Origin of the sequence: Rurimicrobium arvi (assembly GCF_039540495.1) — a bacterium.
Taxonomy (GTDB): domain Bacteria; phylum Bacteroidota; class Bacteroidia; order Chitinophagales; family Chitinophagaceae; genus Rurimicrobium; species Rurimicrobium arvi.
In genome coordinates this window covers 40,132-62,990 of the sequence record NZ_BAABEZ010000002.1, presented here as the reverse complement: position 1 = coordinate 62,990, position 22,859 = coordinate 40,132, and the positions used below count along the sequence as shown (strand labels likewise).

18 protein-coding genes are annotated in these 22,859 nt (G+C 48.4%); 12 read left to right on the top strand and 6 right to left on the bottom strand.

From position 1 onward, the window contains the following. The first annotated feature begins 199 nt into the window (after nucleotides 1-199). The 5 genes from ABD846_RS01875 to rfbA all read left to right on the top strand — a co-directional run bounded on the left by ABD846_RS01875 (nucleotide 200) and on the right by rfbA (nucleotide 4,601). The gene (locus ABD846_RS01875; RefSeq protein WP_344822098.1) at nucleotides 200-784 is read left to right on the top strand and encodes a pseudouridine synthase; all 585 of its coding nucleotides are present in this window, start codon (nucleotides 200-202) and stop codon (nucleotides 782-784) included. 156 nt (nucleotides 785-940) lie between these two features. Beyond that, nucleotides 941-1,522 (top strand): adenylate kinase, encoded by a 582-nt coding sequence (locus tag ABD846_RS01870; protein WP_344822096.1) that lies wholly within the window; start codon nucleotides 941-943, stop codon nucleotides 1,520-1,522. Next, on the top strand, nucleotides 1,522-2,523 hold the full coding sequence (gene obgE / locus ABD846_RS01865; protein ID WP_344822093.1) for a GTPase ObgE: 1,002 nt from the start codon (nucleotides 1,522-1,524) through the stop codon (nucleotides 2,521-2,523). The genes ABD846_RS01870 and obgE overlap by 1 nt, the downstream gene beginning before the upstream one ends. Nucleotides 2,524-2,601: 78 nt before the next feature. Further along, the gene (rfbB, locus tag ABD846_RS01860; protein WP_344822091.1) at nucleotides 2,602-3,654 is read left to right on the top strand and encodes a dTDP-glucose 4,6-dehydratase; all 1,053 of its coding nucleotides are present in this window, start codon (nucleotides 2,602-2,604) and stop codon (nucleotides 3,652-3,654) included. A gap of 80 nt (nucleotides 3,655-3,734) precedes the next feature. Next, on the top strand, nucleotides 3,735-4,601 hold the full coding sequence (rfbA, locus tag ABD846_RS01855; protein WP_344822089.1) for a glucose-1-phosphate thymidylyltransferase RfbA: 867 nt from the start codon (nucleotides 3,735-3,737) through the stop codon (nucleotides 4,599-4,601). Nucleotides 4,602-4,630: 29 nt separating this feature from the next. Here rfbA and ABD846_RS01850 read toward each other — a convergent pair whose 3' ends face one another. Beyond that, a complete protein-coding gene (locus ABD846_RS01850) occupies nucleotides 4,631-5,815 on the bottom strand; it encodes an ABC transporter permease (protein WP_344822087.1) in 1,185 nt (394 codons plus the stop codon). 162 nt (nucleotides 5,816-5,977) lie between these two features. On the opposite strand from ABD846_RS01850, the gene ABD846_RS01845 reads away from it, so the two are divergent. The 3 genes from ABD846_RS01845 to ABD846_RS01835 are packed head-to-tail and all read left to right on the top strand — an operon-like array spanning nucleotide 5,978 to nucleotide 7,824. After that, complete coding sequence (locus tag ABD846_RS01845; protein WP_344822085.1) at nucleotides 5,978-6,844, top strand: penicillin-binding transpeptidase domain-containing protein; 867 nt, start codon at nucleotides 5,978-5,980, stop codon at nucleotides 6,842-6,844. A 24-nt stretch (nucleotides 6,845-6,868) separates the two neighbouring features. Beyond that, nucleotides 6,869-7,417 (top strand): NADPH-dependent FMN reductase, encoded by a 549-nt coding sequence (locus tag ABD846_RS01840; RefSeq protein ID WP_344822083.1) that lies wholly within the window; start codon nucleotides 6,869-6,871, stop codon nucleotides 7,415-7,417. Next, nucleotides 7,414-7,824, top strand: coding sequence for a thiol-disulfide oxidoreductase DCC family protein (locus ABD846_RS01835; protein WP_344822081.1), 411 nt, complete (start codon nucleotides 7,414-7,416; stop codon nucleotides 7,822-7,824). The genes ABD846_RS01840 and ABD846_RS01835 overlap by 4 nt, the downstream gene beginning before the upstream one ends. 58 nt (nucleotides 7,825-7,882) lie before the next feature. Here ABD846_RS01835 and ABD846_RS01830 read toward each other — a convergent pair whose 3' ends face one another. The 3 genes from ABD846_RS01830 to ABD846_RS01820 form a co-directional block, all read right to left on the bottom strand. Beyond that, nucleotides 7,883-8,587 (bottom strand): response regulator transcription factor, encoded by a 705-nt coding sequence (locus ABD846_RS01830; protein WP_344822079.1) that lies wholly within the window; start codon nucleotides 8,585-8,587, stop codon nucleotides 7,883-7,885. A 68-nt stretch (nucleotides 8,588-8,655) separates the two neighbouring features. After that, nucleotides 8,656-10,164, bottom strand: a complete 1,509-nt coding sequence (locus ABD846_RS01825; protein WP_344822077.1) for an NAD(P)H-hydrate dehydratase — start codon at nucleotides 10,162-10,164, stop codon at nucleotides 8,656-8,658. 10 nt (nucleotides 10,165-10,174) lie between these two features. Further along, on the bottom strand, nucleotides 10,175-11,419 hold the full coding sequence (locus tag ABD846_RS01820; protein WP_344822075.1) for a glycosyltransferase family 4 protein: 1,245 nt from the start codon (nucleotides 11,417-11,419) through the stop codon (nucleotides 10,175-10,177). A 108-nt stretch (nucleotides 11,420-11,527) separates the two neighbouring features. Between ABD846_RS01820 and ABD846_RS01815 the strand changes: the two genes are divergently transcribed. From ABD846_RS01815 to ABD846_RS01800, 4 genes are all read left to right on the top strand, one after another. Then, nucleotides 11,528-13,432, top strand: coding sequence for a TonB-dependent receptor plug domain-containing protein (locus ABD846_RS01815; RefSeq protein ID WP_344822073.1), 1,905 nt, complete (start codon nucleotides 11,528-11,530; stop codon nucleotides 13,430-13,432). A gap of 120 nt (nucleotides 13,433-13,552) precedes the next feature. Beyond that, the gene (locus ABD846_RS01810) at nucleotides 13,553-15,397 is read left to right on the top strand and encodes an amidophosphoribosyltransferase (RefSeq protein WP_344822071.1); all 1,845 of its coding nucleotides are present in this window, start codon (nucleotides 13,553-13,555) and stop codon (nucleotides 15,395-15,397) included. Nucleotides 15,398-15,534: 137 nt separating this feature from the next. Beyond that, complete coding sequence (locus tag ABD846_RS01805) at nucleotides 15,535-17,589, top strand: M13 family metallopeptidase (protein ID WP_344822069.1); 2,055 nt, start codon at nucleotides 15,535-15,537, stop codon at nucleotides 17,587-17,589. Between the two features lie 105 nt (nucleotides 17,590-17,694). After that, a complete protein-coding gene (locus ABD846_RS01800; protein WP_344822067.1) occupies nucleotides 17,695-19,653 on the top strand; it encodes an LTA synthase family protein in 1,959 nt (652 codons plus the stop codon). Here ABD846_RS01800 and ABD846_RS01795 read toward each other — a convergent pair. Both ABD846_RS01795 and groL read right to left on the bottom strand, forming a co-directional pair. Next, on the bottom strand, nucleotides 19,643-20,995 hold the full coding sequence (locus tag ABD846_RS01795; RefSeq protein WP_344822065.1) for a sensor histidine kinase: 1,353 nt from the start codon (nucleotides 20,993-20,995) through the stop codon (nucleotides 19,643-19,645). The genes ABD846_RS01800 and ABD846_RS01795 overlap by 11 nt on opposite strands. A 190-nt stretch (nucleotides 20,996-21,185) precedes the next feature. Beyond that, entirely contained in the window at nucleotides 21,186-22,826 is a 1,641-nt protein-coding gene (gene groL / locus ABD846_RS01790) for a chaperonin GroEL (RefSeq protein ID WP_425568006.1), read from the bottom strand. Between the last annotated feature and the right edge of the window lie 33 nt (nucleotides 22,827-22,859).

Here is a 22,859-nt window from a genome sequence, read left to right as displayed (position 1 = left end):
AGTTGTTCACACGTTTTCAACAATCAAAAAAAAAATTCTCTAATAATTTTTTTCACCAAATAATATCTTTAATATTGTGTAAGGATTGAACTTACTAACCCATCCTTATACAAAAGCCCGGAAGTCCACAACACTCTCCGGGCTTTTTTTATCAGCCGGAAACCTTACGGGAAGCACATCTTCAGCGACACCATTTTTTATGCCACACACATATCTGTTTTACAAACCCTTTCAGGTGCTTTCGCAGTTTTCTCCGGAAGGAACAAAAAAAACACTCGCAGATTTTTTCGAAGGAATCGGCAAAGATGTTTACCCTGTGGGGCGACTTGATTATGACAGCGAAGGTCTTTTGTTGTTATCGAACGATAAGACTCTGACACATCGTTTGCTCGAACCCCGCTTCGGTCACAAACGTACTTACTATGTACAGGTGGAAGGAACAGTAAGCGATGACGCATTGCATCAGTTAAACAAAGGTGTTACGATCAGCGTAGACGGAAAGCAACATGCAACAAAGCCCGCAATTGCGAAAAGGCTTCCGGCAGAACCGGAACTTCCGGAAAGAAATCCTCCGATCCGCTTCCGGAAAAATATTCCCACTTCCTGGATCTCGCTCACAATTACAGAAGGCAAGAACAGGCAGGTAAGAAAAATGACCGCCGCTGTCGGATTTCCCACCTTACGTCTTGTACGGTATAGCGTAGGAGAATTGAATATACAGGAAATGCTGCCCGGCACATGGAGGGAATTATCCGGAACAGAACTTGCGCTTTTGGGATTGTAATCCGGAACGGATACAGCCCGCAGGATCCCACAACCGGCAATCGAATGCACTCTGTACGAAGCCGATCCATACGTAATTAGCACATTTATGGTGCGACCCGGCCTTTTTACGACAGGGATGCTTAATTTTGCCTGCTCTTATACTATTATATATTTTATGTTCAACCTGATTTTGTTTGGCCCTCCCGGAAGTGGTAAAGGCACGCAGTCTGCAAACCTGCTTCAGAAATACAACCTGCAGCACATTTCCACCGGAGACCTGTTACGCGATGAAGTTGCCCGCAAAACCCCATTGGGAGTGGAAGCGAAGAAATTCATGGACCAGGGAATGCTGGTACCGGACGAAGTGGTGATCGGTATGATCAGCACCAAAATAGACGAGAATCCGCACGTGCGCGGTTTTATCTTCGACGGATTCCCACGCACCAAACAACAGGCGATTGCTCTTGATAAACTACTCGAATTCAAGAACACCCCGATCAGTCTGGTGCTCGCGCTTGAAGTGCCCGACGAAGAACTGACAAAACGCATCCTGCATCGCGCAGAGACTTCAGGCCGTGCCGATGACACGGAGGAAGTAGTGAAAAAACGTGTGGAAGAATACCGCGCCAAAACCGAGATCGTTGCTTCTCATTACGATGCACAGGGAAAAGTGGAGCGTATCAACGGATTGGGTACGGTAGAAGAGATTTTCGCTGCGCTGAGTGCTGAGATTGATAAAGTGATATTACCGGAATAGTGGAGAAAGCAAACTTTGTAGATTTTATACGTGTCTTCTGTCACTCCGGCAAAGGAGGGGCAGGAAACGTGCATTTTGCCCGCACCAAATACAATGCCCAGGCAGGAGTAGATGGTGGAGACGGCGGAAGAGGCGCTCATATTATATTGCGCGGCAATGCGCAGCTCTGGACCTTGCTGCATCTGCGCTACCACAAGAATATTCTCGCCGAAGACGGTCAGAAAGGTGGCAAAAGCAATATGACCGGACGCGATGGTAAAGACATTATTATTGAAGTACCCTTAGGCACCGTAGCCTACGACGAAGAAACCGGAGAACAGGAAGCTGAAGTACTGGAACACGGACAGGAAGTGGTATGGCTGCGCGGCGGGCGGGGGGGACTGGGCAATGCCCACTTTGCCACCCCGACGAACCAGGTGCCGGATTATGCACAACCCGGTGAGCCCGGCATAGAAGGCTGGAAATACCTGGAGCTCAAAGTGCTGGCAGACGTGGGACTTGTTGGCTTCCCCAATGCCGGAAAAAGCACACTTTTATCTGCGGTAAGCGCAGCGCGCCCTAAAATTGCCGATTACGCCTTTACAACGCTTACACCGCAATTAGGTATTGTGCCCTACAGAGATGATAAATCGTTCTGTATGGCCGATCTGCCGGGAATTATAGAAGGTGCTGCAGAAGGGAAAGGACTCGGACACCGTTTCCTGCGCCACATCGAGCGCAACTCCGTATTGCTGTTTATGATACCGGCTGACTGCCCCGATCATTCCGCGCAATTCTACATCCTGCTCAAAGAACTGGAGGAATTTAACCCGGAGTTGCTGGACAAGACAATCATCCTGGCGATCAGCAAAAGCGATATGCTGGATGAAGAGTTGGAAACAGAGATCGCAAACACGCTTCCTGAAGGAATTCCGCATTATTTTATTTCCTCCGCTACTGGAAAAGGAATCACAGAGCTGAAAGACGCATTATGGCGCGCACTCAATGAATCAAATGCCTGAACCCCAGGACAATAAAAGTTCCGGCGCTGTCAAATTAAAAACTCCTCACTTTATTATAGCGTTTGCTATTTTTGTCGCATGAAAAAAACCCTGATTATTACCGGAGGTGCGGGCTTCATCGGCTCGCACGTGGTAAGGTTGTTTGTAAATAAATACCCCGACTACCGTATTATCAACCTGGATGCCCTCACCTATGCAGGCAACCTGGAGAATCTGAAAGATATTGAACAGGCTGCGAATTATCATTTCGAAAAGGCAGACATATGCGACGAGGCCGCCATCCGTGCCCTGTTCGCGCAATCTAACCCGGACGGTGTGATCCACCTTGCCGCGGAAAGCCATGTGGACCGCTCGATTACCAACCCCAATGCGTTTGTGCAAACGAATGTAATGGGAACCGCCAACCTGCTCAACGCCGCACTGGACAGCTGGAAAAACAATTTTGAAGGCAAACGCTTTTACCACGTCTCCACGGATGAGGTGTATGGCTCACTCGGCGAAACAGGTTTCTTCACAGAGACTACACCTTACGACCCGCAAAGTCCGTATTCGGCATCCAAAGCGGCATCCGATCACCTTGTGCGCGCTTACGGAAATACATATGGGCTTCCTTTCGTCCTCACAAACTGCTCCAACAACTACGGACCGAACCATTTTCCGGAGAAACTGATTCCGCTGTTCATCAATAATATCCGCAATAACCGTCCGCTCCCGGTATATGGCGACGGGAAGTATACCCGCGACTGGCTGTACGTGATCGACCATGCAAGAGCAATTGATACCGTATTTCATGATGGGAGAAATGCAGAGACGTACAATATCGGTGGCTTTAACGAGTGGCAGAATATTGAACTCGTGAAACTGCTTTGCAACAAAATGGATGAAAAGCTGGGACGGTCCGAAGGCACTTCCGCTCAATTGATCACATATGTAAAAGATCGCCCCGGCCACGATAAGCGTTATGCAATTGATGCGACGAAGATCAATAAAGAACTGGGCTGGGCTCCTTCCGTAACTTTTGAAGAAGGTCTTTCCCGTACCATTGACTGGTACCTTGAAAATGAGGAATGGCTGAATCACGTTACCAGCGGGGATTACCAGAAATATTACACTCAGCAATACAGCCACTGAAAATAACGTACCGCTTTTCCCGACCAGGTTATTGAGCGCTGGATAAGTATTCGATTTTGAAAAACTTTGAACCATAAATTATGAAAGGCATTATTCTCGCGGGCGGCTCCGGCACGCGGCTTTATCCATTGACGATTGCAGTCAGCAAACAACTGATGCCGGTGTATGATAAGCCGATGATCTATTATCCGCTCAGTACACTGATGCTGGCAGGTATCCGCGAAATTCTGATCATCACCACACCGGACGATCAGGCGGGCTTCCGCAAGTTGCTCGGAGATGGCAGCGCTATCGGTTGCCGGTTTGAATATGTCGTTCAGCCAAGTCCCGACGGACTGGCGCAGGCTTTTATACTTGGTGCCGATTTCATCGGAAATGATCCCGTGGCATTGATCCTGGGCGACAATATTTTTTACGGCGCAGGTATGGGAACTTTCCTGAAAACAAAAACCAGCCCCGATGGTGGTGTGGTATTCGCTTACCAGGTTCAGGATCCTGAACGTTACGGTGTAGTGGAATTTGATAAGGACTTCAAAGCTATAAGCATCGAGGAAAAACCGGCTCAGCCAAAATCGAACTACGCTGTTCCGGGTCTGTACTTCTATGATAATGATGTGGTATCTATCGCCAAATCTATTCAACCGTCTCCCCGCGGAGAACTGGAAATTACAGATGTAAACAGGATTTACCTGGAGCGCGGCAAACTGGAGGTAGGAGTATTACGCAGAGGTACGGCATGGCTGGATACCGGCACATTTGATTCACTGATGGAAGCGGGCGAATTTATTCATGTGATCGAAAAACGCCAGGGAATGAAAATAGGCTGTATCGAGGAGATCGCATACCGGAATCAATGGATAAACGATGAGCAAATGGATAAACTGGCAGGTATCTATATGAAGAGCGGATACGGCGCCTATCTGAAAAAGCTGATCGGTAATATATAATGCTCAGGCACTGCTCCGGCAGTGCTTTTTTATTTGAATTGCAATACCCTGGCCGGTTGCATCCTGCGTACGTAAATAGTGGGAATGAGCATACAGATAACCGTTATCACGAGCGTGGCGACATCCACAGCGATGATGTAGGGAATCTGTATACGCACCGGAACGCGATCCATGAAATAGGTTGCTTCGTCCATTTTCAAAAAACCGAAATGCTGCTGCGCGATACATAGCCCTAATGCCAGTACATTTCCCAATAGCACACCCATGCCGCCCGTCAGCAATGCGATATACAGAAAGATCTTTTGTGTACCGCTGTTGTTCAGCCCCAGCGCTTTGAGCAGCCCCGTGATGGTGGCACGCTCCACAATCAGAATCAGCAGTGCTGCTCCCATACTGATTGTCGCTACTATGGCCATGATGATCAGCAAAATGCGCACACTCAGATCCTGAACACCCAGCCAGTCCATAATGCCCGGAAATGTATCCGCAATCGTCTGCGTATTTAATTCCGAACCTTTGAAGATCTTGTCAGACACAGACTCGGAATAGCTTTCGTCCTGCAACTCCACCTGGTATCCGTTGATCTGATCCGGGCTCCAGTTGTTGATCCGTTGCAGCAGCCGGATATCCACCACTCCGAGATAGCGGTCCACATCATCGAATCCTGTATGATATATACCGGAAATCGCCAGTTTCCGGATACGCGGTAATGCTGATCCCGATTCGAGAAAATAGATGAATACCGAGTCGCCCGCGTGAAGGGATAATTTATCTGCGGTGGTCTGTGAAATCACAATCTGCCGTGCGTAATCGGTATCAGAAAAACCGATCGCCCGCCCATGCAGATTCAATGAAGGGCTCCAGCGGTAGTCGGGACCAATCCCTTTAAGCTTAATACCTTCCATCTGGCCTTTACCTTGCACAATAGCAGGCCTGACAATAAACCTGCTCAATTGCCGCACCCCCTGGTAAGAACGGATCTTCTGTTCCAGCTCAGGTGAAGCCTTTATCGGATCCGGAGCGATGATATTGCCGGGATTCTCATTGTAAGGCACCACCAGCACATGTCCCCAGAAACTATAGATCTTGTCCCGGATCACACTTTTAAATCCACCGATGATGCAAACAGACGTGATCATCACAGCCACACTGAGCGCAGTGGCTACAATAGCAAGCTTGATGATGAAAGAGGAAAAAGATCCTTTTTGCTTCACCAGGTACCGCCGTGCTATGAAAAATGAAAGATTCACCCTGCAAATCAACTAAAAAACGACATAAAAACAGCCCTAAGCGGTACGCATACTCAAAATAAACCTTGGCCATGTGCCAGCCGATTATGCGCTATCTTCGCGGAACGGAATATCTGGGTACTAAATATGAAGCAATTATCTGCAATCTCTCTGCTTGCCATCCTGTTATTGAACGCCTCCTGCCGGGACGCACGCATTAAAGAACACAAAGAATGGGCTGGCTTCTTCTCCGCCGCAAAAGCACTGGATGGAGGAATTATTTTACGGGATCAGGCCCATGATGCTGTGGCCTATTACAACCTTAACCGCGATACACAGCACCTGAGCCCCGCATCAACATTTAAAATCGTATTGTCGCTTGCCGGCCTTGAGCTCGGTATCCTGCAGGATGATAAATTTGTTATCCCCTGGGATGGAATTGCTACCGGAAAACCTGAATGGGAGAAAGACCTGACGCTGAGAGAAGCATTCGAAACAAGCTCGGAACCGTACTTTAAAGAACTGGCACGCCGCATTGGCCGTGAGCGCCTGCAGCATATGCTGGATACGCTCAATTACGGAAATAAAAAACTGGGCGATTCTGTAAGCACCTGCTGGACAGACGGATCGCTGAAAATTTCGGCGGACGAACAAGTGGGCCTTATGAAAAGACTCTATTTTGATGAGCTTCCGCTGAGCGACCGCACGCAGCGTATCGTCCGCAGCCTGATGCTGCATGAAACAGAGGGTGGCAGGAAGATGTATTATAAAACAGGCTGGGGCCGGAACGGCAACAATTCACTGTTATGGGTGGTCGGATTTGCAGAGTATGAAATAAAGGTAAAAGAGATGAAAGGCTCCATGAATAAAGCCGGGGAGCGCAATTACGTATATTTCTTTGCTGAAAATATTGATATCCCTTCAGATTCCGATCCTTCAGATGGATGGAGAGACCGTAATATCCGGATAGCCAAACAGGTGCTCGACAATTACGTAAACCTGAAGCAAAATTAATATCGGACAACACACACCACCTAAATGAAACATATCGTAATCATCTCCGCCAGTGTACGTAAAGGCGCCAAAAGTCCGCGCGTAGCGCAATACTTCAAAAACTTTATCGAAAGCAGGCAGCTCGCAACCACTGAAATACTCGACCTGAACGAATACCGCTTCCCCGTATTTGAAGAGCGCCTGAAATTCCAGGAAAACCCTTTACCCGCTGCAGTTTCCTTTGCCGAAAAAATTGAAAAAGCAGACGGCGTACTGATCGTAACACCTGAATATAACGGCGGCTACCCGGCCAGCCTGAAAAACGTGATCGACCTGCTGGTGGAACAATGGAAGCGTAAACCGATCGGGATATCAATGGTTTCTGCAGGCCCGTTTGCCGGAACACAAGTGATCACATCATTGCTGTTTTCTCTGTGGAAGATCGGTGCGCTGATGGTTCCTGCAATGTTTCCCGTACCCACTGTGGAAAAAACATTCGACGAGCAGGGAACACCTGCAGATAAGGAAGCAACCGACAAAAGGGCGCAGCTGTTTCTCTCCGAGTTGCTCTGGTATATAGATAAAATGTCGTGATTACAGAACGCGGATCATATATATTGTTGTTTGACGGGGATTGCAGTCTCTGCAACCGGGCAGTACAATGGGTATTGCGCCGCGACAGCAAAGACCTGTTCCGTTTTGGCTCACTGCAATCCGAAAAAGGCAGGGAACTGCTGCTTTCCGCACCGGCTGCGGTGGCAGCCAGTGACAGTGTGATCCTGGTTACCGGCGGAAAGTATTATCATGAATCCACCGCTGCACTCAAAACAATTGTTGCACTCGGAGGGATTTACCGGCTTGCCGCACTACTGATGCTGCTGCCACGATCATTGAGGGATCGGGTTTATCGCTGGGTGGCACGCAACCGGAAACGCTGGTGGCCTTACGACGCAGCCTGCATGATACCACGGAAAGATTGGGAACATAAATTTATCGACTAAAAAAAAAGCGCCGTCATGATCAAATGACGGCGCTTTCGATTTTAGAAAAAAAGGAACATTAACTTTCAGGAACCACCAGACGGAAGCCCATACCGTGAATGTTCACGATCTCTACAGCAGAATCATCCTTCAGGTATTTGCGCAATTTTGCGATATACACATCCATACTTCTGCCGTTAAAATAGGTATCACTGCCCCAGATACGTTTCAGAGCCTGCTCGCGGGGCAGCAGGTCATTTTTATATTCTGCAAGCATCAGCAGCAACTCATTCTCCTTCGGAGAAAGTGTTTGTGTATTCCCTTCCGCAGTGAGTGAACGGATCTTGCTGTTGAATTCGTATTTACCGATCTTAAACTCAGTTTGTGAATGTTGCTTCTCATTCAGTTCCTGATTACGTTTTAATACGGCTTTGATTTTGTGCAGCAACACGTCACTGTCAAAAGGTTTCGTGATGTAATCATCTGCACCGAGTTTATAGCCGTTAAGGATATCATCCTTCATGCTTTTCGCAGACAGGAAGAACAAAGGTACATCCGGGTCTACATTGCGGATCTCTTCTGCCAGTGTAAAGCCATCCATATTAGGCATCATCACATCCAGCAGACATATATCAAACTTCTCACGGCGGAATGCTGCCAGCCCCAGAATACCGTCGCGGCACAGTTCCACAATAAGGTCATTTAATTCTAAAAAGTTCTTGAGTACAAGCCCGAAGTTCGTATCGTCTTCTACCAGAAGCACTTTTGATTTTTCTTTTTCCATTTTGTATTCGTTTCAATAAATCAAATGTAATAGCAGTAAGATGCAATAGCAAATAACATGAACGAAATTTACATTTTTGCTAACTTTTGCCAGGCGGCAGGCAGCTGCAATACGAGATCTCCTGCATTCATCGCTTCCTGTCCCATAAAACCCGCTGCGATATCTCCTGCGATGCCATGCAGATGCACACCCAGCAAAGCTGCTTCAACAGCAGTATGCCCCTTCGCAAGCAAGCCTCCGATAAGTCCGCTCAGTACATCACCGCTTCCCGCCTTCGCCATTCCGGCATTGCCGGTGGTATTGTAAAAACAGTCGCCTTCCGGCGTGGCAATCACGGTATAGCGACCCTTCAATACAATACACACTTTATAGCGCATCGCCTGCATACGCACATGTTCCACCCGCTGCATGCTGTTCTGCGAAACACCAAACAGACGGTCACATTCTCCTACATGCGGTGTCAGCACAGATCGTTCCGGAATTTTATGTAACAGGTCGGGATGTGCCGCCAGCAGATTCAGCGCATCGGCATCAAAAACACAAGGCAGTTCACAGGTTGCCATGAATTGCGCAAATGCTTCTGCGGTAGCAGCATCGGTGCCCATACCCATACCCAGCACACAAGCCGTTGCCGTCTCCGGCAAAGGAAAGTCGTTCAATGTATCGTCGCCTGCAACAATGCACATAGCTTCCGGAACCGAACTCTGATAAGCATGGTAACAGGCCTCCGGTATGATGCCCGTGACCAGTCCGGCGCCCGAGCGCAGCGCAGCTTTAGACGAAAGAATCAGTGCACCCGTTTTCCCTTTACTGCCTGCCGCAACAAATAAGTGCCCCTTCCTGTTTTTATACGTAAACGGATCTCTTGGCGTAATAAGCCGGGCCATATCCGGCGATTCTATCGTGGAGTAATGCGTATGCGTCGCTTCAATGAAAGTAGGATGCAGACCGATGTCCAACAGGGTGATTAGCCCGGCATATCCGGCGGTTTCAGCATGCAGAAAACCACGTTTCAGAAATTGAAAAGACAAAGTTTCGTTGACGCGCATCACTGCATGATCGGCAGGCAATGCATTATCGGCAGGAAGTCCGGAAGGTACATCGATCGCTATTTTGAAATTAGGCAACTGATTGATATGCGCGAAAAAATCTGCAAGCCACCCCTGGATAGGTCTCGATAATCCCACACCGAGTATTGCATCTATAATCACCACCTGAGGGTGAAAGTCTGCAAGAAAAGATTCGGGAGCCACATAATCCACCAATGCGGCGTTTACCTTAAGTATCTGATTGAGGTTACTCTTGTATTCGGGTGTACCCTGATCTCTGTGCTGTATCACAAACACCTTGATGCCATATCCGTACTGCATCAGGATCCTGGCAAGCGCGAGTCCGTCTGCCCCGTTATTACCCATACCGCATAGAAACACAAACGGAGTATCAGTGCTGAAATACTGACGTATATGCGTGGCACAGGCGTTCGCTGCCCGTTCCACAAGGTCGGAAGAGGAGATTCCCTCAGCATGGATCGTGTAAGCATCACATGCTTTTATCTGAGGAGCAGAAAATATTTTCATTTTGCTTTGTTTAGGAAACAGTGACTGTTTTCTTATGCTGACTGACAAAAAGCGTATCTGTAAAAACCGAGAGTTGCTGCATGAGCGCAGGCAGACTATGATGTGCGCGCAGCAGGTCTTTGGCATTTGCCACAATACGTTGAGCGGCCTGCGGGTGCTGCATTACCCATTCCAGCTTATCCGCAAATTCCGAAGCGGTATCCGCTTTGAGGAAGTGAATATTGTCCAGCGCATCAATGCCCTGTATACCAACCGAAGTGCTGATGACGAGTTTGCCTGCAGCCATCGCCTCGAGTGTTTTCACCCGTAAGCCGGAGCCTGATTTTAAAGGAACAATGAGTATCTGCTTATCTGCTATGAATGCCTGGGCATCGGCCACCTCACCGCAGCAATTGAAGGAACTGCTTTGCTCCCGGTTCAGAAAACGTTCAGGCATGCTCCTTCCCGCAAAGTCAAAAGTAAATTCCTTCACTCTTGCCTGCACGGCAGGTACAATCGCATCCCGCATCCAATCCATCGCTTCAGCGTTTGGCTTCCAATCCATAGCTCCTATATGGTAGGCCTTCCAGCGGCCGCCCGGAATTTCACTCTCCGTATCGCTCCAATGCATGCCGTAAGGAATAACTATCTGAGGCGTATCGATATTACTGTGGCGGATATAATCTGCATCTTTCTGTGTGATCGGTATAACGGCATCGCACTCCGACCAGACCTGCCGTTCGTACACCGCGATACGACGTGCAAGATTTTCGAGATATGCTTTTTTGAGCGCGCCGGTTGTCTGACGGGCAAGGCGGGCCCATATCTCATGTTCCACATTATGCAACCTTTGTACGATGAGCGCATCCCCGGATATCCTGCGCAACTCAGGCATATATTCGTGCAGGTAAATACTTTCAAACTGAATCAGTGCCGGACGCACCTGCTGTACAAGTACTTTAAGACGACGGGCAAACTCCTTTTTAAAAAAGCGCTGTGCATGTTCCGGTTTCCGGGAAAGCATCAGATTACCGAATACCCGGCTCCAGCGAATATCTGTGTCTACATCCACCATCTCAAACGAAGCGATCTGCCGGAACAGTTCCGGAAGTTGCGCATGCGCAACACGATGACGTGATGTATTCATAGCCAACACATGGACCTCCCATCCCTGCTCCTGCCATCCCTGTATCATTGCGTACATAGCGAGCGCTCCCCCATCTTTCAATGGGTAAGGAACTCGGTTACAAACAATTAGCACGGATCTGCGATTCATGTGTACAAATGTAACAAGTAAAGTGCTAGCGGGGGGTTCCGATACCTTAAAAGCGATTAAATTTTGTTCCCCTAAATTCGCCGCGCAAAAAACCAAATTCAGACAAAAATGAAAAAACTGCTACTTCCGATTTGCGCCCTCAGCCCCTTCCTGGTAAAAGCCCAGGCAGGCGTAGATCTGAATCCGGTATCGGTGACCACTTCGCGCGTTGCGCAGAAGGTAAACGAAACCGGCAGAAACATTAGTGTGATCGACGGAGCCATGTTCCGTCAGCTTCCGGTACAGTCTCTGGACGAACTGCTGAAGTATGTGCCCGGAGTAGAGGTACAGGCCCGCGGACCTATGGGTGCGCAAAGCGATATCGTGCTGCGTGGCGGCACCTATCAGCAGGTACTGATTCTGCTGGACGGCGTAAAGATCAATGATCCGATCACCGGACACTTCAACAGCTACATTCCTGTAGCACCTTCGGAAATCCTGCGCATTGAGGTACTGAGAGGTCCTGCTGCTGCGGTTTACGGAGCCGAAGCGGTAGGTGGCGTAATTCATGTGATCACCAAAACATTCGCGGCACAAGACACCGCATCCGGCCTGCACGGTGTGGTAAAAGCCTCCGGTGGTGAGTATAATTTCTGGAATACGGACGCCGGCGTGCAATACGCAAAAGGGCGTGTGAAAGCTGCGTTAGGTGTATTGAGCAACAATACCACAGGTCAGCTGCTGCGGGGTGACAACCGCGGGTACATTCATAACAATACTGTCAGCGGATCGGTATCTGCTGATATGGCAAACAACTGGAAAATGGCCCTGCGCGGATCTTACGACAATCGTGATTTCGCCGCACAGAACTTCTACACCACATTTGCCAGCGATACTGCAACCGAAAAAGTAAGCACAGCCTGGGCCCAGGCTCAGTTGAAGCAGCATAAAAACAGGCACTCCCATGAGATAGATGCGGTGTTTAAAAATGCTTCGGACAACTATCTGTACAATTCCGTTTCAACCGCCAATGAAAACAAATCAAAATATGCAATGGCGCAATACCTGTACACGTTGTCGCTCAGCCACGGATTTGATATCGCCGGAGGTGCACAGAGCTCACTGAGGGTTATTCGTTCCAACGATCGCGGTAACCACCAGACAGGCCAGATTGCCGGTTTCGGAACCCTGTTGTATCATTATGAGCATCTTAACCTGAGTGGCAGCCTGCGTGCCGACTATGATGGTAATTACGGCTTTGCACTCATACCGCAGCTGAATGCATCGTACAATGCCGGAATCATTACCTTCCGTGGTACCGCCGGGCGCGCTACCCGCAGTGCCGATTTCACCGAGCGCTATAACAACTACAATAAAACACTGGTAAAAAGCGGCAGCATCGGCAATCCCGATCTTACAGCGGAACAATCCTGGAGCTACGAAGCAGGAGCAACCCTCAATGTTGCACAATACCTCAAACTGAGCGGAACCGCGTTCTACCGCAGTCAGGATAACGTAATCGACTGGGTAACCACGCCGTATGCCGATATGCCCCGCCAGACGAACCTCGATCCTTCAGGAACATACGCCCTAGCCAAAAACCTGAAACAGGTAAAAACCAAAGGCATGGAATTCGAGGCCACTTTCCAGAAACAACTTTCTAAAAATCAGAGCATTTATGTCAATGCCGGGATTACACTGATGCGCTCCACGAGCAACGACCCCGTTCCGTCATTCTATATTATCGCTCATGCTAAAACGCTGATCCAAAGCACGGTAATGTACCAATTCGGCCGGTTGAGTCTTTCCGGCAATATGATCTATAAAGAGCGGAATCCGCAAATGGCCAAGGGGATCAATGCGGAGATCACCTCGTCTTATGCCGTATTCAATGCGCGTGTGGGACTGCGTATCCTGTCTCAGCTCAGCGTTTACGCCAGCTGCAACAACATCGGCAATATCCGCTATTCCGACCTGCTCGGAAGCACCATGCCGACGCGCTGGTTTATGGGCGGAGCTTCTTACAACTTCTAAAAAAGGAACATTGTTCCGATACGCCGATAGCTTACAGCTATCGGCGTATTTTTTTATCGGCACGTCATTAAGAAATCGATATGTTTTTATTAGTAAAATACGTCCTAATTTTGCCGCCTCATGTCGGACGCAATTAAACACGAATGCGGTTTAGCTTATATCAGATTGCTGAAACCGTTTACTTATTACCGCCAGAAATACGGAAGTTCTTTTTACGCGCTGAATAAGCTGTATCTGCTGATGGAAAAACAACATAACCGCGGCCAGGATGGTGCGGGTGTTGCTACGGTAAAACTTAATACGGAACCGGGATATCAGTTTATGCACCGGATGCGCCTGAATGGTGCCGGTGCGATTGCCCGTATTTTCCAGGACATACATGGTCAGGTAGCCGAACTCGAAACGGCTCACCCTGAAATCAGTAACCACCCGGGTCTGCTCAAAGGGTACCTTCCTTTTATGGGAGAAGTATTACTCGGGCATCTCCGCTACGGAACCCAGGGTAAAAATGATGTCAACTTCTGTCATCCGTTTATCAAGTCTGACATTAATCCTACCCGCAACCTGATGATGGCGGGTAACTTCAACCTCGTAAACACAGAGGACATCCTCAGCAAAGTACAGCCGGATATCACCACTCCTGCAGGCAGCGACCTCGGGGCGATGATTGAGACGATCCACCATTTCCTTAAAAAAGAAGACGCAAAGAACCCTGCCGCCCTGGATGTGGAAAATATCCTGCGCGAATCCACAAGCCTGTTTGATGGCGGATATGTATGCAGCGGTCTTATCGGTAACGGGGATAGCTTTGTAATGCGCGACCCGAACGGTATCCGTCCCGCATTTTTCTACAAAAATGACGAGGTGGTGGTCGTTGCCTCCGAACGTCCTGCGATCATGACCACTTTCAATGTATCAATCGAAGACGTACATGAACTGAAACCGGGCCATGCGATTATCGTAGATGCCTCCGGCAACTTCAGACATACCGAAATACTTGCACCACGGGCTTATACGGCATGCAGCTTCGAAAGAATCTATTTCAGCCGCGGCAGCGACGCAGACATTTACAAAGAGCGTATGCAGCTCGGCCGCAATCTTGCAGGATCTGTATTGCGCAAACTCAACAACGATCTTAAAAACACGATCGTATCCTTTATCCCGAATACCGCAGAAACTGCATTTTACGGGTTGATCAAAGGACTGGAAGATTACCTGAAAGATATCAAACTTCAGCGCATCCTTACCAAAGGAGCGGAAATGACTCCGGAAGAAATGTCTGAGCTGATCAGCCGCCGGGTACGCATCGAAAAACTGGCCATCAAAGACGTGAAAATGCGCACCTTCATTACCGAAGATGCTTCGCGTGATGAAATGGTACAGCACGTATACGATATCACTTATGGTACGGTACAAAAAGGAGTGGATACACTCGTGGTGATCGACGATTCGATCGTACGCGGTACCACCCTGCGCCAGAGCATTATCAAAATGCTGGATCGCCTCGGACCCAAAAAGATCATCATCGTATCGTCTGCTCCGCAGATCCGCTATCCCGACTGTTACGGCATCGACATGAGCAAGATGGGTGATTTTATCGCATTCCAGGCCGCAATCGGGTTACTGAAAGACACCGGAATGGAGCACGTGATCCAGGATACCTACGATGCCTGTAAAGCAGCTCAGCAGAATGGCACTTTGCACCAGGAGAATTTTGTAAAAGCGATCTATGCATCCTTTACCGATGAAGAGATCAGCCATAAAATTGCTTCAATGCTGAAAGACAGTCAGGTACATGCCGATGTGGAAATTATTTACCAGACTCTGGAAGGCCTGCACGACGCCTGTCCGCATAACAAAGGAGACTGGTATTTCACCGGGAACTACCCAACTCAGGGCGGTAACCGCGTATCTAACCGCGCATTTATCAATTACATCGAAAAAACAACATCAAGAGGTTACTAAACGTAAGCTCCGCATACACCATAAAAGCAGTCACCTGTACAGGGGCTGCTTTTATTTTTCCCCTTAAATATCCCTTTCCCGAACATTTCTCAAATGAAATGCTTCGCTTACTTTTACACTTTAACATCTGATACAATATGGCATTGAACCATTTTACACGCGTATTACCGCTCAGCCTTGCGGTAGCGTTGGCATCATGCGCCGGCAACGGTGAGCACAAAGATCCGGCAACCCCAAAAGCGGATATCCTTGCCGCGAATGCCGATACCACGGTAAACCCGGCAGAAGATTTCTTCGCGTTCGCAGAAGGTGGTTGGCTGAAAGCGAATAAGATTCCGGACGAAGAAAGCAGCTGGGGTATCGCCAATCTCGTTAACGAAGAGCTCTACAAACGCAAACTCACCATTAACGAGGAAGCAGCGAAAACAGCCGGCAGCAACCGCACCTCCGAACAGCTTGCTAATTTCTGGGCCGCCGCCATGGATACCGCAAAAATTGAAGCTGATGGCATGAAACCCTTACAGCCGGTGCTGGACAAGATCAATTCGGCTCAGAACCTGGAGCAATTGATGGACGTGGCAGCCTATATGCATAAAATAGGTGTGGGGGTTTTCTTCAGCGAAGGCGTGGGCCAGGACGAAAAAAATTCTGAGTTGATGTCTTACCAGCTCTACCAGGGCGGACTAGGACTTCCCAACCGCGACTATTATTTTAAAACGGATGAACGCACCGCGAAAATCCGCAATGCTTATCCCGCTTATATCCGCAGCATCTTTATGCTGAAGGGAGACGACAGTGCCACAGCCAACGCGAAGGCTGAGTCCGTTTTCAAACTTGAAACGGCTATGGCAAAAGCTTCCCGTACCATAGAAGCTTTGCGCGACCCGTATGCCAACTACAATAAAATGGACATCGGCCGACTTTCTTCAACCGCACCTGGCGTCGCCTGGCAGCGTGTCTTCACAGGGATCGGCCTGCCAAAAGTCGATACCGTGATCGTGGGTCAGCCGGAATTTTACAAGCAATTGAGCATGCTGCTCAAAACCACACCTATCGGCACCCTGAAAGATTACATGTCATTTCACCTGATCAACGACTTTGCTTCCTATATGGACAGCAAACTGGTGAATACCAAATTCGATTTCTACGGCAAAACGATCCGCGGCGCCAAACAAATGCGTCCGCGCTGGAAGCGCGTGCTGGATGCCGAAGAGCAGGCCATCGGAGAGATTCTCGGACAATTGTTCGTGAAAGAATACTTCAATGCACAGGCCAAAAAAAGGTATGAAGACATGACGGAGGCTGTACGTGCAGCTTATAAAAAACGCATGGAGAACCTCACCTGGATGAGCGACAGCACCCGTAAAAAGGCGTTGAACAAGCTTGCCGGTATGACAAAAAAAGTAGGATATCCTGACAAATGGAAAGACTTTTCTTCACTGCAGATCGGCAAAAACTCATTCGCTGAAAATATGATGAAAGCAAATGAGTGGTGGAACAATTACAGCATCTCTAAACTGGGCAAACCTGTGGACCGTACGGAGTGGGATATGACACCACAGACTTACAACGCATATTACAATCCCTCTAATAATGAAATCGTATTACCGGCGGGTATCTTCACGGTACCCGGCTTCCGCGATGAAGAGCTGGACGATGCGCTGGTTTATGGATACGCTGCAGCTTCGACTATCGGACACGAGATCACGCACGGATTTGACGACCAGGGCCGCCAGTTCGACGAGAAAGGCAACCTCCACAACTGGTGGAGCAAGGAAGACGAAGCACAATTCAACAAGCGTGCGGAAGTATTGGCCAATCAGTTCAGCAATATGGTCGTGATCGATACGCTGCGCATCAACGGCAAGGCAACATTGGGAGAAAACCTCGCAGACCTGGGTGGTATCCTGATTGGTCTGGATGCATTTAAAGAAAGTAAAGCATACAAAGAGAACAAAACGATAGCCGGATACACCCCTATGCAGCGCTTTTTCCTCGGGTATGCCCTCGGATGGCTCTATATGCAGCGGGATGAAGAACTGGCTACACGTCTGCTTACAGACGTTCACTCCCCGGCAAAATACCGTGTGAATGGTCCGTTCCCGAACGTTCCGGAATTCTACAAAGCCTTCAATATCCCGGCAGGCAGCAAAATGTTCCTGCCAGACAGTGCCAGAGTGGCACTGTGGTAATCGTTACCGGCTGGTTATTTATATAGAATGCCTTCACTTTAAAAGTGAAGGCATTCTTAATTAAGGACGAAAAAATTTAAAACAAATTTAAATTTGCGTCCTCAAATGAAAAATAAGTTATTTGTAAAGGCAGGGCAATTCTCCTTTCCCTTACGTGTATTCCTGCTGGGTATAGCCTTCTTTACCGTTTTCCGCCTGATTGCACTCTTCTATAACCTGGAAGGATTGCAGACAGTGACTGATCATAAAGGGAGCTTGCTCGCCGAAGCATTTCTGGTAGGCTTCCGGTTCGACGCGTTGGTGATGTGCTTTGTTATGAGCATACCGTTTCTCACCGGCAGCCTGCTGTATCTGGCGGGCAAATTGCACCGGTACGTACTTGCAGCTCTGTACACCCTTACCGGCATCTTATTTATATTCTGCCTGCTGGTAATGGCGGCAGATATGCCTTTCCTGCAATACTTCTGCAAAAGGATCAACGATACGATATTTAACTGGAACAATGCAGGCGGCTTCGGCGTGAAGATGATCTTCGAGAATATCAAATTCTGTGTGTTTGCGATCTTATATCTCGGCGTACTCGGCGTGTATATCCGTATCCTGCGCGGCATTTACAAAGATCATGTGCGCAACTTACCCCTGTCGGCACCCAGCTTTTCCACCACGCTTCCCGTAGTACTCGGCAGCATCGCTCTGCTGAGCGTAGGTATGAAAGGCCGCTTTGGCAACGACGACAAGATGATATCGAAAGCCTTTTTTTCACCTTATGGTTTCGTTAATCAGCTAAGCCTGAACCCTGTTTATAATTTCTGCACTTCTTATTTCGACCGTATCAGACCGGGCAACGAGCGATTGCACTGGATGAGTGATTCTGAAGCACAGATGATCGCCCAGGCCGATATGCAGGGAGATCCGCAGTATGCAGCCCTTTCACCCGTGGCACGTATGCAGCATACGCAGGCAAGCTATCCCCGCAGAAATGTGGTGCTTGTACTGATGGAAAGTATGGCTGCTCACCGTATGAAGCGTTATGGTAATAGGGAAAACCTGACGCCGTTTCTGGACAGTCTGGCCGGAATCAGCTATTGCTTCGACAGCACCTTCAGTTCCGGGATACATACCTATAATGGCATTTACAGCACCATCTACGGCCACCCCGCACTGATGAACAAGCATATGATGGACGTGACGCCATTGCCGCAGATGGACGGACTGAGCACAACCCTTAAAAAACAAGGCTATCAAACCGTGTTTTTCCTCACGCACAACGAGGCTTTCGATAATATGCATACTTTCCTGCTCGGAAACGGGTACGACTCCATGATCGGTCAGAAAGATTATCCGGAATCCGAAGTGCTGAGTGCCGTAGGTGTGCCCGACGAATATATGTACCGTTATTCCATGCCCCTGCTCGGTCAATTGTACGCAAATCACAAACCTTTCCTTGCAACTTTTATGAGCGGGTCCAATCATGCCCCTTACTTCGTGCCCGAAAACATTCCGTTCAGGCCTCATAGCAGTTCTTCAGAAAAAGCGGTGGTGGAGTATGCGGACTGGTCGCTCAGGAAAATGATGGAGTACGCTTCAAAGCAGCCATGGTATGACAGCACGATATTTGTATTCATTGCCGACCACGGCGTCTCTATGTGGAACGACAGGTACGAAGTTCCCTTTTCACTGCATCACATTCCCTTCATGATTTATGTACCCGGGGAAGCCCAGGGTAAAGCAATAGGCCGCCTGGCGGTGCAAACGGACCTTTACCCGACGATTATGGGACTTGTGGGGTCGGACTATATCAACACCACTTTCGGCATTGATGTGATGAAAGAGCGCCATAATGCGATCGTATATTCCAGCGACGATATATTAACCTGCATGAACGATTCGTTACTGTATGTATACCATAGTAACGGCCGTAAACCGGGGCTATTCAAGTATCGCAATAACGGAGATCTGACAAATTACATGAACCTCATGCCCGATGCCGGAAAGAACATGGAGACAAAAGCATTTGCCAGGTTGCAGTGTTCACAGTCTATGGTGTGGCCGCTTAAACGATAGATATTCCTTTATACAAGGGTAAAGAAACGGATAAAACAGTCCCCACTCCTTCTTCGCTGTGCGCATGGATCGTACCGCCCTGTGCCTCGGTAAAGTCCTTACATAATACGAGTCCGAGACCTATCCCTTTTTCATTGTTTGTGCCGAAAGTGGAGTGGATATTCATGCTGAAAAGTTGCGCCAGTTGTTCCGGGAACATACCGATACCATTGTCCGTAATGGTGATGACACAACTGTTTCCCCGCTCTTCCGCAGCCATTTCGATAAGTCCGCGGTTGCCCGTAAACTTCAATGCATTGTTCAGAATATTGCGCAGCACCAGAACCAGCATGTCCGGATCAGCCATAATGTAAATACTGTCGCTGATATCCACCTGAACGGTTATTGATTTTGCTTCGGACAGACTTTGCTGGCTTGCCAATACCTGCTGAACAATTTCCAGCAGACGGACGCGTTGCAGGGAAACAGTCATTCCTTTCATCTGACGCGAGGTCCAGGTTAGCAGATTCGTAAGAATATCTGACGTGTTACGCGTAGTCTGCAACAATCCCTTTTGCAGCTCCCGGGCTCTTTGCTCCGGAACCGGGTATGTAGTCAGCAGTTCGAGAACTGAACTGATGGAGTTGAGCGGTCCCCTGAGATCCTGACCCAGTACGGAAATTAGCTTATTCTTTTCCTGGCCCAGCTTTTCCAGCTCCTGGTACTGCAGTCTGATCTGTTGATTCTGCTCTTCTATCTGCCGCGCATGTTCTGCAGACAAACGTGTTTCCCGGTTGTAATTGCTGCGCAGGTATATCGTGATACAATACATGCATGCCAGAATGATCAACGCACTCGTGCTGAGATCAAAGCAACGGTCGGATGGCTTTGCATATTGCTCCATAATCCATTCCGGGTACCAGTAGTGGATGTAGAGCAGCGAAACAGTTAGTACGATGTGCAGTATCGCCCAGGTAAGATGTTGCCGCTGTGGAGTAAAGGCAATAAGCAATTGAAAACTCAGGAAAAACAGGAAAATGGTAGGACCATCTGCCCCCGCATTGAAAAAAAAGTTCAGCACCAGCAGCAGGTAGCTTCCTGCGGCGTATATGCTCATCGAATAAGCATATTGTTTGCGGTAGCGTGCGTAGTAGTAAAGGACGATCAGCAAGCCCATTGTGATGGCAACACTTGCCCACACAAAGGGCAGACCCAGGTAAATGTTGATCGGGAGTAAAAACAGCAGGATAATGATGGAGATAATACTGATGGCATTAAAAGCTCTGTTGTCTATGCTAAACTCATCTGCGTCCCCGATGAGATTGCCCCAGAATAAACTGATACGGTCTTTTAACTGTTCCAATTGTTCGTCTTCTATTTACGGTTGAGGGCGGCAAATTACAGAAATTTTTGATTAAAAAAAGTACTCATAACAATTATAAATTAGTGAAATATAGATTTTTTACTAATTCCAAAATCTGTGATATTTCGAAAAAAAGACGGACCATCCTGCGATGGTCCGTCGATACGTGTATAGGAGGGTAATTCCTGTATTAATAATCCATACCCATACCACCACCCATGCCACCGGGCATTGACGGTGCAGCAGATTTCGGCTCTGGTTTTTCAGCGATAACACACTCTGTGGTCAGCAGCATTCCTGCAATAGACGATGCATTTTCGAGTGCCACACGGCTTACTTTGGTAGGATCGATTACTCCGGCTGCCAGCATTTTCTCATATGTTTCGGTACGGGCATTGAATCCGAAGTCGTCTTTTCCTTCTTTTACTTTCTGCACTATGATAGAACCTTCGATACCTGCATTGCTTACGATCTGGCGCAGTGGCTCTTCAAGCGCACGGCGTATGATAGCGATACCGGTATTTTCGTCTGCATTGGCGCCTTTCGCTTTAGCGAGGCTTTCCACAGCACGGATAAAGGCAGTTCCGCCACCGGCTACGATACCTTCTTCCACAGCAGCCCGTGTTGCATGCAATGCATCATCCACGCGATCTTTCTTTTCTTTCATTTCCACTTCAGTGGCAGCACCCACATACAGCACAGCAACTCCGCCGGCCAGTTTTGCAAGGCGCTCCTGCAGTTTTTCACGATCATAATCAGATGTGGTTGTTTCAATCTGGGATTTGATCTGATTTACACGTGCAGTGATATTTGCTTTTTTGCCTTTACCGCCTACAACAGTGGTATTGTCTTTATCTACAGTGATGCTTTCTGCCTGGCCCAGGTATTCGATTGTGGCAGCGCTCAGCTGGATACCCTGTTCTTCGCTGATTACGGTACCGCCGGTAAGGGTGGCGATATCCTGCAGCATTTCTTTACGACGGTCGCCGAAGCCCGGAGCTTTTACCGCACCGATTTTCAGTGAACCACGCAGTTTGTTCACCACCAATGTGGTCAATGCTTCTCCTTCTACGTCTTCTGCAATGATCAGCAATGGACGGCCTGCTTTCATGGTAGCTTCCAGAATAGGCAGGATGTCCTGCAACGTGCTGATTTTCTTTTCGCAGATCAGGATATAGGGATTAGCGAATTCAATCTGCATTTTTTCCGTATTGGTTACGAAGTAAGCAGAAAGATAACCGCGATCGAATTGCATGCCTTCCACGATATCAACAGTGGTTTCCGTTCCTTTCGCCTCTTCTACGGTGATTACACCTTCGTTGCCCACTTTCGCCATAGCCTGAGCGATCAGTTTGCCGATTGCGTTATCGTTATTTGCAGAGATAGTAGCTACCTGCTCAATTTTCTTATTGTCTTTACCTACAGCCTGACTTTGTCTTTTCAGATCTTCCACCACGATTGCAACAGCCTTGTCGATTCCGCGTTTCAGATCCATAGGATTAGCACCTGCAGCTACATTTTTCAGTCCTTCAGAGATAATAGACTGAGCCAGAACGGTTGCAGTTGTGGTACCGTCACCTGCCATGTCAGCAGTTTTTGATGCCACCTCTTTCACCATCTGAGCGCCCATATTCTCTACCGCATCTTCCAGTTCGATTTCTTTTGCAACGCTTACACCGTCTTTAGTGATAGCCGGAGCACCGAATTTTTTCTCGATAACCACGTTACGGCCTTTAGGACCGAGAGTTACTTTAACGGCGTCAGCCAGAATGTCTACGCCCTTCTTCATTTTATTGCGGGCCTCAATATTGAAATGCAATTGTTTTGCCATGATCAGTTATTGTTTATTTGTATTATATGGTTG